Raw genomic sequence first — 15,226 nt, 5'->3', positions numbered from 1 at the left:
CTACTCCCGCAGGCCGATCGCGTCGATCGGGCGGGCCCGGAGCGCCACCCACGTCGACAGCCCCATCGCCGCCAGCCCCAGCAATGCCGCGCCGCCGATGATTCCGAAGTAGACGGACAGCGGGCCCGACGGCAGCGGGCTCCCCCGCAGTCCCATGTTCAGCAACCCCAGCGGTACCACCGCGACCACCGTCCCGACGACCACCGCGATCCCGACCGTCACCAGGGCCTCGAGCCGCATCATGTGGGTCACCTGGCGGCGTGTTGTGCCCACCAGCCGCAGCAACGCGAACTCGCGCGATCGCTGTGCCGTCGTCAGCACCAGTGTGTTGGCCACCGAAATCGCCAGGTACCCGACGATCACGCCGACCGCGACCAGGTTCAGGTAGAACTGCGCCTGCCGTTCGCCGCCCTCGGGGGCCGGCGCCGAAGAAGCCACCGAAAGCCCCGGGTACGGCAGTGCGCTCAGCGCCGTGGAAACCGCCGTGGGATCCGCGTCCGGAGAACGCCGGACCAGCACCGAGTCGTCCAGCCGGCCGCCGTTGTGCTCGCGGGCCAGTGCCACCGGCAGCACGAAATCACCGAACGCCAGGTCGTGCGTGTACGTCGCCACCAGCCGCAGCTTCGCCGGGGCGCCGTCGCCGAAGTAGAACGTGACCTCGTCGCCGATCTTCTTGTCCAGCCAGTCGGCCTCCGAGCGGCTCAGCGCGACCGTGTCCCCGGCCAGGTCCGCGAGCCGCCCGGTGTCCACGCCCAGCTCCAGGGCACCACGCACCTGCTCGCCCGCCAAGCCCTGCGCGGGCTTCCGCTGGACGTCCAAGGTGTCGCCGGACCCCGACGTGACGATCACCGACGTCCGCACCACCGGCGTCGCCGCCGCGACCCCGGGCACCCGGGCGACCGCCGCGGCGACCTCGGGCGAGACCCCCGCCGGGCCGCTCAGCACGTAGTCGGCCGTCGTCGAGCGGGCCGTCTCCTCCGCCGTGGCCGCCGTCGACGACGTCTGGCTGTAGAACGTCGCCAAGGCGAACGCGATCGACAGCATCAGCGGGGTCGCCGCCGCGGCCAGCCGCCGGGTGTTGGCCTGGGCGTTCGCGCCGGCCAGGTACCCGCTGATCCGCCAGACCCGCCCCAGCACCGGCGCGAGGATCCGCACGGCCAGCGCGCTCACCTGCGGCCCGACCACGGCCAGCCCGATGACGACGACCAGCGTCGCCATCGTCGAGATCGCCGTTCCGATGTCGCCGCGCAGGAACAGCGGCACCAACGCACCCCCGAAGCCTGCGAACACCAGGCTCCAGCCGGCGATCAGGCGGCCGCGGCCCAGCTCACGGCGTTCGACCGCCGCCTCGCCGAGCGCTTCGACCGGCCGGATCGTCGACGGCCGCCGCGACGCCGCCCACGCCGCCACCCGGGCCGCGCCCAGGCCCAGCAGCAGGGCCGCGACCGGCGGCAGCGGGCTGATCGCCAGCCCGAAGTCGGCCGGGATCACGCCGATCGCGGCGAACGCGTCGCGCAGCCCGGACGCCACCGCCAGCCCCAGCGCGCCGCCGAGCACGCCGGCGACGAGCGCGACCAGCGTCGTTTCGGTGCCGATGAGCTTGCGGACCTGCTTCGGCGTCGCGGCGATCGCGCGCAGCAGCGCGAACTCGCGGCGCCGCTGGTTGATCGTCAGTGCGAGCGTGCTCGCCACCACGAACACGGCCACGAGCAGGGCGAACCCGCCGAACGAGCCGGCGATGGCCAGCAGCAGCATCCGCGTCTGGCTGACGTCGAGGAACTCGACCGTGCTGCGCTCGACGCCGGTGGTGACCTCGGCGCCGTCCGCGATCGCGCCGATCCGCCCGGCGAGCGTCTCCGGTGTCACGCCGGGCTCGGCCAGCACGCCGATCGCGTGCGCCCGGCCGGGACTTCCGGCCAGTTCCGCCGCCTGGCCCGGGGTGAAGAACAGCGCCGACTGCCGCGAGAGGGCGTCGACGACGCCGGTCACCCGGAACGTCCGCGGCACCGACCGGGTCGCGATCCGCACCTGGCCGCCGACACCGACCCCGGCCCGCTGCGCCAGGTCGGCGTCCAGGACGACGTCGCCGGCCGACGAAGGCGCGGCGCCCGCCCGCAGCGTGAACGGCGCCAGCACGGCCGCGTCCCAGTTGTGACCCAGGGACTGCGCGCCCCCGAGCACCTCGCCGGAAGCCGTCACGACCTGCGCCGGGAAGCTCTGCTCGGCCACCGCTGCGCGGACGCCGGGCACCGAGGCGATCCGGCCGGCCAGGACCTCCGGGACCGTCGGCTGCTCGCCGACCTGCTCGAACGTCAGCGCGTCGGCGCCCGGCGGGTGCACGGTCTGGGCACCGCCGACGACGACGGCCGCGGCGGCGTAGCGCTGGGTGGGGACGCCGGCGCGCAAGCCGGACTCCATGAGGACCCCGCAGCCCGCCACCAGGGCGGTGCCGCACAGGATCGCGATGAACGCGCCGGCGAACCCGCCGAGCCGCGTCCGGATCGTCTGCCAGGCCAAGGACAGCACGGTCACCACTCCCCGAGGTGCGTCATCCGCTCCGCCACCCGCTCGGGGGTGGGGTGCGGGAGGTGCCCGGCCAGCCGGCCGTCGGCGAGGAACAGGACGCCGTGCGCGGCCGAGGCGGCAACGGGGTCGTGGGTCACCATCAGCACCGTCTGGCCCATGCCGTCGACGACGGCGCGGAGCAGGTCGAGGACCTGCCGCGCGGTGCGGGTGTCGAGGGCGCCGGTCGGCTCGTCGGCCAGCACGACGTCGGGGCGGGCGATGAGCGCCCGGGCGATCGCGACGCGCTGCTGCTGCCCGCCGGACAGCTCCGCCGGCCGGTGCTCCAGCCGCTTCGCCATCCCGACGCCTTCGACGATTTCGCGCAGCCACTGCGGGTCCGGTTTGGTGCCGGCGAGCCGCAGCGGCAGCGTGATGTTCTGCAGCACGTTCAGCGACGGCATCAGGTTGTAGGCCTGGAACACGAACCCGACGCGGGTGCGCCGCAGCCGCGTCAGCTCGTTCTCCTTCAGCCGCCCGATCTCGGTGCCGCCGAGCAGCACCTTCCCCGAGGTCGGCCGGTCCAGGCCGGCCGCGCAGTGCAGGAAGGTGCTCTTGCCCGAGCCCGACGGGCCCATCACGGCGGTGAACGTCCCCCGCGGCACGTTCGCGGTCACGCCGTCCAGTGCGGTGACGGCGCCGTCGCCGGAGCCGTACACCTTCCGCACCCCGGCCAGTTCCAGCGCATTCGCTGTCGTCATCGGTGATCCCCTTTGTTCTGTCCCCAGGAAAACTAGGTCGGCGGGGCCGCCGGCTCGATCCCGTGGAGAGGTGGATCCGGGGTAGCGCCAGCACCACCGCGGGGGTGGGGTGGGACACTGTCGCCGTGACGACCCGCCTGCGCGAGTGCTGGTCGGCGGCTCGTTACCTCCTGGTCGGCGCCGGCACGTCGCTGTTGTCGATCTTCGCCCTCGTGGGCCTGCTCGCCGTGCTGCTGCTGTGCCCGTTCGGCGTCGGCATCCCGTCGCTGGCGCCCGCGATCAAGCTCGCGCGGCGGCCGGTCGGGATCGACCGGCGCCGGGCCGCGCGCCGGCTCGGCGAGGCCATCCCCGAGCCGTACCGGGACGGCTCCCCGCTGAAGGACCCGGCGACGCGCCGTGACCTCGCGTGGCTCGCGATCCACGCCGCGACCGGGATGCTCCTCGGCGCCGTCGCGATCGGGCTCCCGCTGGGCGCGGTCCAGCAGTTCGTCACGGCCTTCGTGTGGCCCGCGGTGCCCGGCGGGCTCGAAGGGTCGCTCGGGATCGTCGTGACGTCGTGGCCGACGGCCGCGCTGTGCTTCGTCTCCGGCATCGCGATGGCCGCGGCGGCGCTGGTGTACCCCCGGGTCGCGCGCTGGCAGGCCCGCACCGCGAAACGGCTGCTCGAGCCCGGCCCGGACGCCGTCCTCGCCGACCGGGTCGCCGAACTGACCGCGACGCGGGCAGCCGCGCTGGAGGCGCACGGCGCCGAGCTGCGCCGCATCGAGCGTGACCTGCACGACGGCACCCAGGCGCGGATCGCCGCGGTCGTGCTGCAGCTGGGCATCGCCGGCCAGCTCTACGACCGCGACCCGGCCACGGTGCGCGACCTGCTGGTGAAGGCCCAGGACACCGCGACCGACGCGCTCGCCGAGCTGCGGACGGTCGTGCGCAGCATCTACCCGCCGCTGCTGAGCGAACGCGGCCTCGCGGGCGCGGTGCGTGCGCTCGCCGAGCGCACGCCGGTGCCTGCCGCGGTCACCGTCGAGTACGAAACCGGCCGCCCGGCCGCGGTCGAGGCCGCCGCGTACTTCGTCGTCGCCGAAGCGCTGGCCAACATCACCAAGCACGCCGATGCGTCCACTGTGGACATCAAGCTCGGCGGCACGGCTTCCCTGCTGACCCTGGAGATCCGCGACGACGGCCGCGGCGGCGCCGACGAGCAGCGCGGCAGCGGGCTCGCCGGGATCCGGCGCCGCGCCGAAGCCTTCGACGGAACCCTCACCCTGACCAGCCCACCCGGTGGGCCGACCGTGCTGCGAGTGGAGCTGCCATGCGGGTCGTGATCGCCGAGGACGACGCGCTGCTGCGCGAAGGCCTCGCGCTGCTGCTGAAGACGGCGGGCATCGAAGTCGCCGCCACGTTCGACAACGCCGAGGCGTTCCTCGCGTTCGTCGAAGGCGACCGGCCGGACGCCGTCGTGATGGACGTCCGGATGCCGCCGACCCACCGCGACGAGGGCCTGCGGGCCGCCGTGCGCGCCCGCGAGATCCACCCGGGCCTGCCGGTGCTGGTGCTGTCGGCCCACGTGGAGACGAGCTACGCGGTCGAGCTGCTCGCCGACGGCGTCGGCGCGGTCGGCTACCTGCTCAAGGAACGCGTCGGCAAGGTCGAGCGGTTCCTCGACGCGCTCGAGCGGGTCGCGAAGGGCGGGACGGCGATGGACCCGGAGGTCATCGGCCAGCTCATGGCACGCCGGCGCGCGGCGGACCCCCTGGACGCGTTGACCGCGCGGGAGCGCGAAGTGCTGTCGCTGATGGCCGAGGGCTACAACAACAGCACGATCGCCGAACTGCTCGTCGTCAGCGACGGCGCGGTGCTCAAGCACATCCGCAACATCTTCGCGAAGCTCGGCTTGCCGTCGGACGAAGGCGGCGGCCACCGCCGGGTGCTGGCGGTGCTCGCCTACCTCGGCCGGGACGCGGGGTAGCGCAGGCACCACCCCGGATCCGGGTGCGGACGGCATCGATCCGGCGGCGGCGCGTTCGTAGTGTTCCGGTCATGACAAACACCACCGCACCCACCCGCACCGCCGCCCCTCTCGTCCTCTGGCCGGTTCTGCTGGTCGCCGCCGCCGTCAACGCGGTCGGCTCGTTCACCGGCATGGCCGACCCGTTCCGGATCACGGCCGGCGCGATCGCGACGGTCGCCCTGGTCCTGCTGGTCGTCCACTACGTCCGGCGACGGCGATAGCCAGTGCCGCGGCAACCAGGGCCGCGGCCACCCAGAACGGGTTCGCCGCGCCCGCGAGCACCGGGCCCGCCGTCGCGCCGACGTTGAGCGCGGCGGTCGCGTAGGAGCCGGCCATCGTCGGGGCGCCGGTGGCCAGGCGCAGGATCCGGGTGATCACCGTGCCGCCGACCGCGAAGGACAACGCGCCCTGGGCGAAGGCCAGGGCGACGAGCGCCGCGGGAACCAGAGCCAGCACGGTCCAGCCCACGAGCAGCAGCGAGCCCCCGATCGTGATGACCCGCCCGGGCCACCGGTCGGCGAGGCGCCCCGCCGCCGTGATGCCGGCGAAGCACCCGGCCCCGAAGGCGGCGAGCACGACCGGCGCGGCGCGGCCCGCGATCGGCGCCAGGTAGGTGAAGACGCCGAAGGTGGCCGCGTTGACGAGCGCACCGAGCAGGAGCACGCCGGCCAGGGGGCGGAGTGCCCTCAGCTCGCTCCGGAGGTCGGCGGTCCCGCCGGCCGGGGTGTCGGGGACGCGCGCCACGGCGGCGAGGGCGGGCAAGCAGAGCGCGGCGACGGTCCAGAAGGCCGCCTGCCGGCCGAGCAGCGCCCCACCCGGAATGCCGGCAACGCAGGCCAGGGTCGTCGCCCCGAGGAGGACGGCGACCCCACGCCCCTGACGCGCGACGGTCAGGGCGACGGCGAGGAACCCGGCGTTGGCGACGGCGGCGACAACCCGCGTCGCGAGCAGGACGGCGAAGGACGTCGTGAGCGCGCCGACGACGTGCGCGACGACGAAGAGGGCCAGGAAGGTCGTGAGAGCGGTGCGCCGTCGCCAGGTCCGCGAGAGAGCGGCCATGAGCGGCGCGCCGGCGACCATCCCGGCGGCGAAGGCGGAGGTCAGGTAGCCGGCTTGCGCGAGCGAGACGTCGAACGCGACGGCGATGCCCGGGACGAGCCCGGCGAGCATGAATTCGGACGTGCCCATGGCGAACACGCCCAGGGCGAGGAAGTACAGGAACACAGCGAAGACTCCAGGGAGCACGAAGACGGTGGACGCTTCGTGGTCACCCGGGACCCGGGCGTGCGGGAGTTACCGGGCCACCGGCATGACCGGCGGCCCCACCCTGGACGCTTCGGGGCTCGACATGGTCCCGACCTTACCGGTTACGGTGAGCCGTGGAACTCGAGGAGAGGGTCGCCCGGCTGGACACCGCAGGCGGCAAGCCTCGCGAGGAAGCGCAGCAGGTGCTGAGGGCACTGCTGAAGCACTACGAGCGCGGCGACGACGAAGCCCGGGCCGCCATCCGCGCGTTGTTCGACCGGTACCCGACGTTCACCTGGGCCACCCACCTCCCGCGAGCGAGCTTCCGCACCCGGCTCCTGCACCTGTCGGCTTGCGACCACGGCCGCGACACGCGAGACGAAATCTTGAGGCTGAACGACATCTGCACCGAGGCGCGCGCGGCGGGCGTGGACATCGGGCCGCTGCTGCGCGAAGTCGCGGAGCTGTCGAGCACGGTGGACAAGTACGGCATGGGCTCGATGCGGGACATCCTGCTGCGCAGCGCGGAATAGCTCAGGCCCGGATCGCCGCGTAGAGCGCCATGTCCCGCCGTGTGCCGCCGATCTCCTGGTGACTGCGCAGCACTCCCTCGCGCGCGTACCCCGCGGCGTGCGCGGCCCGGGACGACCCGGTGTTCCACGGCTCGATGTACAGCTCGATCCGGTGCAGCGCCGGGATCGTCCACGCGAACGCCGTGACGGCCTTGATCGCGCTGGTGGCCACCCCGCGACCGCGGTGGGCGGGCGAGACCGAGTAGCCGGCGCTCGCGCGGCCGTGCGCGAGAGCTTGCAGCCACAGCCCGGCCGACCCCACCGCTCGCCCGGATCCCGCGTCCGCGACGGCGAACGAGAACCCGGTGCCGTCGGTGTACCGCGTCGGCTGCCGCCGGACCCACTCGAGGGCCTGCGCCGGCGTCGGGTCGGCGGCGAGGCTGCCGATCAGCGGGACGTACGGGTCCTCGCCCAGCTCGAGGCCGAGGTGGGCGTCCGCGTCGGTGAACGGGCGCAGGAAGATCCCGTCGCACGCGGGCGGGGAAGCGGGCCAAGGTGGCAAGTCCGTCACGGGCCCGAGTATCGCCGCGACCGGCAGCGGCGTCGCGTGGTTTTCACACCGCCCGGAAGCTCGCCCGATAAGCCTGCGGACTCGTCCCGACCACCCGCTTGAACCGCTCCCGGAACGCCCCCGGCGACCCGAACCCCACCTGCGCCGCAATCCGGTCCACCGGCTCGCCCGTCGCCTCCAGCAGGTGCTGGGCCCGCCGGACCCGGGCGCGCAGCAGCCACTGCAACGGCGTCGTTCCCGTCTGCTCGCGGAACCGGCGGTTCAACGTCCGGGTGCTCATCCCCACCCGCGCCGCGACGCCGGACAGGGTCAGCTCCGCCGCGCAGTTCTCCTCCATCCACGCCAGCACCGGCTCCAGCTCGGACCCGCGGGGCGTCGGCGGTGCGTCGTGCGCGATGAACTGGGCCTGGCCGCCCTCGCGCTCCAACGGCATCACCGACAACCGGGCCGCCGTAGCCGCCACCGCCGAGCCGTGGTCGCGGCGGATCAGGTGCAGGCACAGGTCCAGGCCCGCCGCCGCGCCCGCCGAGCTCAGGAGCTGCCCGTTGTCCACGTACAGCACGTCCGGGTCGACCTCGACCGCCGGGTACAGCCGGGCCAGCTCGGGCGCCGCCGCCCAGTGGGTCGTCGCGCGCAGGCCGTCCAGCAGGCCCGTCTCGGCCAGCACGAACGCCCCCGAGCAGATCGACGCGATCCGCGCTCCCCGCGCCGCCGCCGACCGCAACACCGAGATCACCGAAGCCGGCAGCGGCGGGTTCGACGCACGACCCGGCACGATGATCGTGTCGGCGTCAGCCAGCCCCGAGAGGTCCCACGGCGGCCGCAAGGTGAACATCCCCGCGTCCAGTTCCCGCGAAGGACCGCAGATCCGGACCTCGTAGGCCGGTGCGCCGTGCAGGAGCGTCCGCGAGAAGACCTCGATGGGCGTCGCCAGGTCGAACGGGACGACCTGGTCGAGCGCGAGGACCGCCACGATGTGCATGCCCCCACGATAGATCGTCCACTAAGGACGGAGGCTGCGCAGCATCAGGTTCGCGAAGTGCTCGCCGACCTGCTCCCCCGTCAGCGGGCCGTCCGCGTGGTACCACATGTGGAGCCGGTGGATCGCGCCGTAGTGGTAGTTGATCACCAGGTCGGCGGGGACGTCGTCGCGGAAGACGCCCGCGCGCTGCCCCTCGGCGACGAGGTCGCGCACGCGCTCGTGGTAGCGGCGGCGTTCGGCTCGCACCTGGATCTGCTTGCTCTTCTCCAACAGCGGGAACGACTGGAAGAACACCGTCGCCGCGTCGAGGTCCGCGATGCTGGTCGTCACGACGTCGGCGACGATGGCGTGCAGCCGTTCCGGCAGCGGCAGGTCCGACTCCGCGATCGTCACCATCCGGCGGGTCTGCATCCGCAGCATCGCGGTGTAGATCTCCAGGAGCAGGTCGTCCTTGGATTCGAAGTAGTGGTAGAGCCCACCCTTGGTGACGCCGGCCCCTTCGACGATCTCGCGGACCGTCGTGGCCTCGAACCCCTTGTCGGCGAACAGGCGCACTGCCGCCCGCACGACCTTCTCCCGCACGTTCATGTTCTCACCCTATGTGAGCGGGCGGGCCGGCCCGCGCGGCGCCACGAGCCGGCCCGTTCCTCACTTACCCAGCAGATTCACCTGGTCCGGAGTGGCGCGTTCACCGGTGTACGGCGTGATGGCCCCGGTGCCCCGGTCGGTGACCGACGGTGGCTGGATCACCGTCGTCGTGGTGTCCGGGTTGATCTTGAACACGAACCCGCCGGTGTACCCGGAGTGCGAGTCCTTCGAGAACCCGAACGGCGTGAGGCCCGGCCCCTTCAGCTGCCCGGAGCTCATCGCTTCGACGATCTTCTGGCGCGTCGGGTCCGGCCCGGCGGCCTTCAGCGCCTGGCCGAACGTGTACCCCAGCACCATCCCGTAGAACAGCGTGTTGGTGAGCGGCTCCTTCGGGATGTACTTGTCGTGGATGCCCTTGAAGTAGGCGACCCACGGGTCGGACGTCTGCGAGACGTCGGGCAGGTAGCCGGTGCCGATCAGCCCGGACAGCAGCTGCGCGCTCGAGACGGTCGCGCCGCCGCGCTTGGCGAAGTCCTGCAGCAGCCCGGACAGCGTCGCCGGGTCGGCGCCGATGCTGCTGACGACGAACTGCGGCTTGTAGCCGATCTTCGCCGCGGCCAGGATCGACAGCGCGGTGAACGCCGGGATGCACTCGCAGACGACGACCTCGGCGCCCGCGGCCTTGAGCGCGGACAGCTGCGGCGTGACGTCGGTGTTGGCACTGTCGTAGCCCTGCCGCGCGACCGTCTGGTCCTTCACGAACTGGTCGAGCCCCGCCTGGGTGTCCCGGCCGATGTCGTCGTTCTGCGTGAAGTACCCGATCTTCTTGCCCGCGAAGTTGTCCTTGATGTACTTGCCCTGGATCTTGCCCTCACGCGCGTAGTCCAGCTGGTAGCCGAAGGTCATCGGCGCCTTCTGCGGGTTGTCCCACGCCAGCGCGCCCGAGGACACCAGCAGGTCCGGCACGCCCTCGGTGTTCAGGTAGTCGACGACCTTCGAGTGCGTCGGCGTGCCGAGCCCGCCGACGATCGCGAACACCTTGTCCTGCAGGACGAGCTTCTTGACGACCTCGACGGTCTTCGTCGGGTTGTACCCGTCGTCCTCGACCTTGTAGTCGATCTTGCGGCCGTTGATCCCGCCACCGTCGTTGATCGCCTGGAACACCGCGCGGGCGCCGACGGAGATCTTGCTGTACCCGGGCGCGGCCGGGCCGGTCAGCGGCTGGTGCGTGCCGATGGTGACGGTGTCCTTCGTGACGCCGACGGCCGAGTCGGCGGCCTGCTGGCCGCCGCCGTCGCTCTCCCCCGCACCGCCGCACGCGGTCAGTGTCAGGGCGAGGGCGAGGAAACCCGCGCCGTACCTACTGGTTCTCATGACTCTCCTTCTTTTCGGCGGGGCGACTTCAGATGCGTGCGCAGGCGCCGGAAACCACCCTGGATGCCGCGCGGGAAAGCGAGTACGACGACGATGAGGATCACGCCGTAGACCGCGAGCGGGAGGTTGTTGGCCACGTCGGTGTTCAGGTGCAGGGCGTCGGCGAGGTCCTCGGACCAGGCCTGGAAGTAGACGAGCGCGACCGCGCCCCACAGCGCACCCCAGAGAGAGCCCAGCCCACCCAGCACCACGGCGGCCAGCAGGCTCAGCGACAGCGCGGGGGTGAACGAGCCGGGTGCGGCGGTGCCGAGCAGGAACGCCTGCAGGCCACCGGCCAGGCCGCCGCACACCGCGCTGATCAGGAACGCGAGGATCTTCGTGCGCCCGACGGCGATCCCGCTCAGGGACGCGGCGACCTCGTCGTCGCGGACCGCGCGGAAGTTCCGGCCGAGCTTGCCGCGCACGACGTTGACCACCAGCACCAGCGCGATGAGCACGCTGAGCCAGACGATCCAGGTCTGCCAGCGCAGCTCGGGCACGCCGATCCCGGCCGGTCTGCTGTGGACGGTGAAGCTGAGTCCGTTGCTGCCGCCCAGGAAGTCCTGGAACCGGCGGGTCAGCGCGGGCAGCCCGACGGCCAGCGCGAGCGTCGCCCCGGCGAGGTACGGGCCGCGCAGCCGGGCCGCGGCGGCGCCGGCCAGCAGCCCGGCGAGCCCACCGGCGGCCGAGGCGAGCAGCAGGTCGGCCCACAGCGGGAACGTCGGCACCCGGCGCACCAGCAGCGCCACCGTGTACGCGCCGATGAACATGAACGCGCCGTGGCCCAGCGAAACCTGCCCGGTGAGGCCGGTGAGCAGGGTCAGCCCGGCGACCGCGATGAGGTAGTAGCCGATCGTCGCGATCCGCAGGTTGGTGAACTCGTCGGTGACCAGGGTCAGGACCACGACGAGGGCGAACGCGGCCAGCGCGAACAGGACGTGGCGCAGCAGGGGCGGCAGCACCCGCTTTTGCTTCACCGTCGCCACCGAGGTTTCCGGAAGGCTCGTGCGCACGGTCATACCCGCCTCACCTTCGCGCGGCCGAACAACCCGCTGGGACGCACGATGAGCACGACGATGAGGATGGCCAGCGCGGCGATCGTCACCATCTCGGGACCGAGGTAGCCGGACACGTAGGACAGCCCGACGCCGAGGACGAACCCGCCGGCGATCGTGCCCAGCGGGTTGTCCAGGCCGCCGAGCACCGCCGCGGTGAGCGCGTAGACGAAGACGCCGTCCAGCACGTTCGGGAAGAGGAACGGCGGGGTGGCGAGCAGCCCGGCCAGCGAGCCGACCGCGGCCGCCAGGCCCCAGCCGACGGTGAGCATCAGCCCGACCCGCACGCCGAGCGTGCGCGCCACCTCCGGGGCGAACGCGGCCGCGCGCATCCGCAGGCCCAGCGGCGTGTACTTGAACACCACCAGCACGAGTGCGGCGATCACGAGCACCACCAGCACCACGAACAGGTCGTTGGCGGAGAACCGGCCGACGAAGTCGAAGGCGTACGGGAACGCCAGCGGCTCGTTGGACCAGATCATGCCCGCGATCGCCTGCAGCACCAGCAAAAGCCCGAGCGTGACGATGATCGAGCTCAGTTCGGAGCGGTGCCGCAGCGGCCGGATCAGCAGCCGTTCGGTGGCGACGCCCAGCAGCGTCCCGGCCACGATCGCGACGGCGAAGCCGAGCCAGTAGCTGCCCGTCGCCTTCGTCACCGAGTACGCGAGGTACGTCGAGATCAGGGCGAGGGCGGGCTGCGCGAAGTTCACCACCCGGGTGGCCCGGTAGATGATGACCAGCGCGAGCCCGAGGGCCGCGTAGACCGCGCCGGCGGAGATCCCGCCGAGGGTCAGGTCGAGGAATTCCTGCATACCGGACCGTTCACCTCCTGGTGGGTGGGTCAGAAACCGAGGTAGGCGTGGCGGAGGCCGTCGTCCGCCAGGAGTTCGGCCGCCGTGTCGACGGCCACGACCTTGCCGAGCGCGAGGACGTACCCGTTGTCGGCGATGGACAGCGCGCTGTGCGCGTTCTGCTCGACGAGCACCACGGTGAGCCCGGTCGAGGTCCGCAGGTCCCGCAGGATGCCCATGATCCGCGCGGTGATCAGCGGCGCGAGGCCCAGCGACGGCTCGTCGAGCAGCAGCAGTTCGGGCCGGCTCATCAGGGCACGGCCGATGGCCAGCATCTGCCGCTCGCCACCGGACAGCGTCGCGGCGGGTTTCGCCGAACGTTCTTCCAGCGGCGGGAAGAGCTCGTACATCTCCTTGCGCGCGGCCTCGCGGTCGGCGCGGTCGCGCCGCCACAACGCGCCGAGCCGGAGGTTCTCGTCGACGGTCAGCTCGGTGATCACCCCGCCGCCTTCGGGCACGTGCGCGACCCCGCCGCGGGCGATGCGGTCGGGTGCCAGGCCGGTGAGGTCCTTGCCGTCCCAGTGGATCCGGCCGCCGCGGGCCGGCTGCAGGCCGCTGATCGTGCGCAGCAGCGTCGTCTTGCCGGCGCCGTTCGCGCCGAGCACGGCGGTGATCCCGCCGCGTTCGACCTCCAGGCCGACGCCGTCGAGCGCGCGGACGGCGCCGTAGGCCACGGAAAGCTCGTCGATCTCAAGCACCGGGCGCCTCCTCGGCGGGGTCGCCGAGGTAGGCCTCGGTCACGCGGGGGTCGGCCTGGATCTCGGCCGGGGTGCCCGCCGCGATCACCTCGCCGAAGTTGAGCACCACGACGCGGTCGCAGACCTGCATGACGAGGTCCATGTGGTGTTCGACGAGCACGACCGCCATGTGCCGCCGCAGCGAGAGGATCAACGTCGAGAGCTCGGCGAGCTCGGCGGCCGAGAGCCCGCTCGCGGGTTCGTCGAGCAGCAGCAGGTCCGGTTCGGCCACCAGCGCCCGCGCGAGGGCGACGCGTTTTCGCACTCCGTAAGGCAGGACGCCGGGCAGCCGGTCGGCGAGGTCGGCGATCCCCAGCTCACCCAGCGTCGCCCGGGCACGCGCGGCCAGGCCGGCCTCGTCGCGCGCCGACCGCCCGGCACCGACGAGGGCGGGGAGCACCCCGGTCTTCGCGTGCCGGCCCGCGCCGGCCATCACGTTCTCGAGCACGGTCAGCCCGGCGAAGAGGCCGAGGCCCTGCAGGGTGCGGACGATCCCGAGCCCGGCGAGGTGTTCGGGACGCTGCCGCACGAGCGGTTCGCCGCGCCACAGCACGCGGCCGGCCTGCGGCCGGACGAAGCCGCAGATGACGTTGAAGAGCGTGGTCTTCCCGGCGCCGTTCGGCCCGATGACCCCGACGACGGTGCCGGCGTCGACGCTCAGCCGGACGTCGTGCAGCGCGGTGAGCCCGCCGAACCGCACGGTGAGGCCGTCCACCACGAGCAGGTCCTCGCCGGGCCGAGCCTCCCCAAGAAGTGTCATCGTCGACTCTCCCGTCTCCCCTGTCCCACTATGTGGACCAGGCCGTACCGCGCGGTCGGTATGAAGAGGGTGGGGCGCGGCGCCGGTCGTGTCAAGGTGCGAACCACCGGAAACCGGATCTTCGTGACCGGTCCGTGAATTTCGCGATGGCCGGCCACCGGGAGAAGCCCTTACGACGCAAGAAGGGCGGGCGCGCTCTTCAGCGCACCCGCCCTTCCCGGCCCGGCTCCGGTCAGCCGGTGCTCGCCTGCGGCGTGATCATCGACGAGGCGTCGAGCTTCGTCTGGACGACACCCAGCTGCTGCAACAGATCCGGCACCCGCTGGATGCGGCGGGCGTCCAAGGTGGACCCGAACGCGGGCATCACCATCAGGCTCGCGATGTCCTGGTCCACTTTGGCGTTGCGGACGACGAGCGGCTCGATCCGCGCGCGGTCGACCGCGGCGCGCGTGGCGTTGAGCATCGCGCGCTGGAACGCGAGCATCGTCTTCGGGTGGGCCTGGACCCACTTGCCCGTCGCGCCGAAGCCGGTGAGCGGGAAGCCCTGCGTGCTGCCGCTGGCGGCGTCGATGACCGGGTACGCGCCGGCGATCTTGGCCGACTGCGTGAGGAACGGTTCCGGCTGGTAGGCGGCGTCGACGCGGCCCTGCGCCAGCGCGGTCCCCATCTCCGGCAACGGCATCGGCACCCACTGCACCTTTTCGGTGCCGATCCCGTGGTCGCGCATCACCGACCGGGTCAGCACGTCCGAGGCGGCGTTCTTCGAGCTGATGGCGATCCGCTTGCCGTCGAGGTCGTCCACCGTCTTGACCGGCGAGTTCGGCACGGTGACCAGCTCGTTGCTGCGCGGGCTCGCCGAGGTGGCGTCCGCGATGAGCTTCACGTCCGTGCCGTTGTTCTTCGCCAGGAAGAACAGGGTGTAGGTGGACAGCGCGAGGTCGTCCTGGCCGTTCGTCATCCGGGTCAGCGCCTCCTGGCCGCTGGCGCCGGTGTCGGCCTGGACGTCGAGCCCTTCGGCCTTGAAGTAGCCGCCCTCCTGGGCCAGCCAGAAGGTGGCGAGGTCGACGGCGGAGAAGATCGCGACCCGGATCGCCGGCTTTTCGACGGTGCCGCCGGAGGCGGACCCCCCACGCTGGTTGCACGCGCTCACCAGCGCGAGGACGAGTGCGAACACGGCGAGCCGGCGCATCGAGGCGTGTTTGAGCATGCCACTCCTCGCAAGAGAATGTTCAGACCAA

16 protein-coding genes are annotated in these 15,226 nt (G+C 72.5%); 4 read left to right on the top strand and 12 right to left on the bottom strand.

Going from position 1 to position 15,226, the window contains the following annotated elements; translation table 11 throughout:
• Together QSK39_RS51450 and QSK39_RS51445 are read right to left on the bottom strand one after the other, a co-directional pair.
• On the bottom strand, positions 1–2,535 hold the full coding sequence (locus QSK39_RS51450; RefSeq protein ID WP_502873392.1) for an ABC transporter permease: 2,535 nt from the start codon (positions 2,533–2,535) through the stop codon (positions 1–3).
• Positions 2,529–3,263 (bottom strand): ABC transporter ATP-binding protein, encoded by a 735-nt coding sequence (locus QSK39_RS51445; protein ID WP_285485165.1) that lies wholly within the window; start codon positions 3,261–3,263, stop codon positions 2,529–2,531. Before QSK39_RS51445 ends, QSK39_RS51450 begins: the two co-directional genes overlap by 7 nt.
• Before the next feature lie 125 nt (positions 3,264–3,388).
• Between QSK39_RS51445 and QSK39_RS51440 the strand changes: the two genes are divergently transcribed.
• From QSK39_RS51440 to QSK39_RS51430, 3 genes are all read left to right on the top strand, one after another.
• The gene (locus QSK39_RS51440; protein ID WP_285485164.1) at positions 3,389–4,588 is read left to right on the top strand and encodes a sensor histidine kinase; all 1,200 of its coding nucleotides are present in this window, start codon (positions 3,389–3,391) and stop codon (positions 4,586–4,588) included.
• Positions 4,576–5,232, top strand: a complete 657-nt coding sequence (locus QSK39_RS51435; protein WP_285485163.1) for a response regulator transcription factor — start codon at positions 4,576–4,578, stop codon at positions 5,230–5,232. The genes QSK39_RS51440 and QSK39_RS51435 overlap by 13 nt, the downstream gene beginning before the upstream one ends.
• Before the next feature lie 71 nt (positions 5,233–5,303).
• Positions 5,304–5,495 (top strand): hypothetical protein, encoded by a 192-nt coding sequence (locus tag QSK39_RS51430; RefSeq protein WP_285485162.1) that lies wholly within the window; start codon positions 5,304–5,306, stop codon positions 5,493–5,495.
• Here the strand turns inward: QSK39_RS51430 and QSK39_RS51425 are convergent.
• Positions 5,425–6,462 carry an MFS transporter gene (locus tag QSK39_RS51425; protein ID WP_502873396.1) on the bottom strand — a complete coding sequence of 346 codons (1,038 nt, stop codon included), beginning with the start codon at positions 6,460–6,462 and terminating at the stop codon, positions 5,425–5,427. The genes QSK39_RS51430 and QSK39_RS51425 overlap by 71 nt on opposite strands.
• A 191-nt stretch (positions 6,463–6,653) precedes the next feature.
• Between QSK39_RS51425 and QSK39_RS51420 the strand changes: the two genes are divergently transcribed.
• Positions 6,654–7,052, top strand: a complete 399-nt coding sequence (locus QSK39_RS51420) for a hypothetical protein (RefSeq protein ID WP_285485160.1) — start codon at positions 6,654–6,656, stop codon at positions 7,050–7,052.
• A gap of 1 nt (position 7,053) precedes the next feature.
• On the opposite strand, the gene QSK39_RS51415 is transcribed toward QSK39_RS51420, so the two are convergent.
• The 9 genes from QSK39_RS51415 to QSK39_RS51375 all read right to left on the bottom strand — a co-directional run bounded on the left by QSK39_RS51415 (position 7,054) and on the right by QSK39_RS51375 (position 15,195).
• Positions 7,054–7,602, bottom strand: a complete 549-nt coding sequence (locus tag QSK39_RS51415; protein ID WP_285485159.1) for a GNAT family N-acetyltransferase — start codon at positions 7,600–7,602, stop codon at positions 7,054–7,056.
• Between the two features lie 43 nt (positions 7,603–7,645).
• Positions 7,646–8,584, bottom strand: a complete 939-nt coding sequence (locus QSK39_RS51410) for a GlxA family transcriptional regulator (RefSeq protein WP_285485158.1) — start codon at positions 8,582–8,584, stop codon at positions 7,646–7,648.
• 21 nt (positions 8,585–8,605) lie between these two features.
• Positions 8,606–9,172 (bottom strand): TetR/AcrR family transcriptional regulator, encoded by a 567-nt coding sequence (locus QSK39_RS51405; RefSeq protein WP_285485157.1) that lies wholly within the window; start codon positions 9,170–9,172, stop codon positions 8,606–8,608.
• Positions 9,173–9,232: 60 nt separating this feature from the next.
• Entirely contained in the window at positions 9,233–10,546 is a 1,314-nt protein-coding gene (locus tag QSK39_RS51400; protein WP_285485156.1) for an ABC transporter substrate-binding protein, read from the bottom strand.
• Positions 10,543–11,604 carry a branched-chain amino acid ABC transporter permease gene (locus QSK39_RS51395; protein ID WP_285485155.1) on the bottom strand — a complete coding sequence of 354 codons (1,062 nt, stop codon included), beginning with the start codon at positions 11,602–11,604 and terminating at the stop codon, positions 10,543–10,545. Before QSK39_RS51395 ends, QSK39_RS51400 begins: the two co-directional genes overlap by 4 nt.
• Positions 11,601–12,452 carry a branched-chain amino acid ABC transporter permease gene (locus tag QSK39_RS51390; protein ID WP_284746935.1) on the bottom strand — a complete coding sequence of 284 codons (852 nt, stop codon included), beginning with the start codon at positions 12,450–12,452 and terminating at the stop codon, positions 11,601–11,603. Before QSK39_RS51390 ends, QSK39_RS51395 begins: the two co-directional genes overlap by 4 nt.
• Positions 12,453–12,481: 29 nt before the next feature.
• Positions 12,482–13,189, bottom strand: coding sequence for an ABC transporter ATP-binding protein (locus QSK39_RS51385; RefSeq protein ID WP_285485154.1), 708 nt, complete (start codon positions 13,187–13,189; stop codon positions 12,482–12,484).
• Positions 13,182–13,988, bottom strand: a complete 807-nt coding sequence (locus QSK39_RS51380) for an ABC transporter ATP-binding protein (protein WP_285485153.1) — start codon at positions 13,986–13,988, stop codon at positions 13,182–13,184. Before QSK39_RS51380 ends, QSK39_RS51385 begins: the two co-directional genes overlap by 8 nt.
• A gap of 232 nt (positions 13,989–14,220) precedes the next feature.
• Positions 14,221–15,195 (bottom strand): ABC transporter substrate-binding protein, encoded by a 975-nt coding sequence (locus tag QSK39_RS51375; RefSeq protein WP_285485152.1) that lies wholly within the window; start codon positions 15,193–15,195, stop codon positions 14,221–14,223.
• Positions 15,196–15,226 lie beyond the last annotated feature (31 nt).

Origin of the sequence: Amycolatopsis sp. NBRC 101858 (assembly GCF_030269325.1) — a bacterium.
GTDB lineage: Bacteria > Actinomycetota > Actinomycetes > Mycobacteriales > Pseudonocardiaceae > Amycolatopsis > Amycolatopsis ponsaeliensis.
Note: the sequence above shows the minus strand (reverse complement) of the source record. Positions and strands in the feature narration are given on the sequence as shown.

Bases quoted from the DNA above. Each gene is read 5' to 3' on its own strand.
- QSK39_RS51445 (WP_285485165.1), bottom strand. From the start codon at position 3,263: ATGACGACAGCGAATGCGCTGGAACTGGCCGGGGTGCGGAAGGTGTAC.
- QSK39_RS51435 (WP_285485163.1), top strand. From the start codon at position 4,576: ATGCGGGTCGTGATCGCCGAGGACGACGCGCTGCTGCGCGAAGGCCTC.
- QSK39_RS51430 (WP_285485162.1), top strand. From the start codon at position 5,304: ATGACAAACACCACCGCACCCACCCGCACCGCCGCCCCTCTCGTCCTC.
- QSK39_RS51425 (WP_502873396.1), bottom strand. From the start codon at position 6,462: ATGGGCACGTCCGAATTCATGCTCGCCGGGCTCGTCCCGGGCATCGCC.
- QSK39_RS51410 (WP_285485158.1), bottom strand. From the start codon at position 8,584: ATGCACATCGTGGCGGTCCTCGCGCTCGACCAGGTCGTCCCGTTCGAC.
- QSK39_RS51405 (WP_285485157.1), bottom strand. From the start codon at position 9,172: ATGAACGTGCGGGAGAAGGTCGTGCGGGCGGCAGTGCGCCTGTTCGCC.
- QSK39_RS51400 (WP_285485156.1), bottom strand. From the start codon at position 10,546: ATGAGAACCAGTAGGTACGGCGCGGGTTTCCTCGCCCTCGCCCTGACA.
- QSK39_RS51395 (WP_285485155.1), bottom strand. From the start codon at position 11,604: ATGACCGTGCGCACGAGCCTTCCGGAAACCTCGGTGGCGACGGTGAAG.
- QSK39_RS51390 (WP_284746935.1), bottom strand. From the start codon at position 12,452: ATGCAGGAATTCCTCGACCTGACCCTCGGCGGGATCTCCGCCGGCGCG.
- QSK39_RS51380 (WP_285485153.1), bottom strand. From the start codon at position 13,988: ATGACACTTCTTGGGGAGGCTCGGCCCGGCGAGGACCTGCTCGTGGTG.
- QSK39_RS51375 (WP_285485152.1), bottom strand. From the start codon at position 15,195: ATGCTCAAACACGCCTCGATGCGCCGGCTCGCCGTGTTCGCACTCGTC.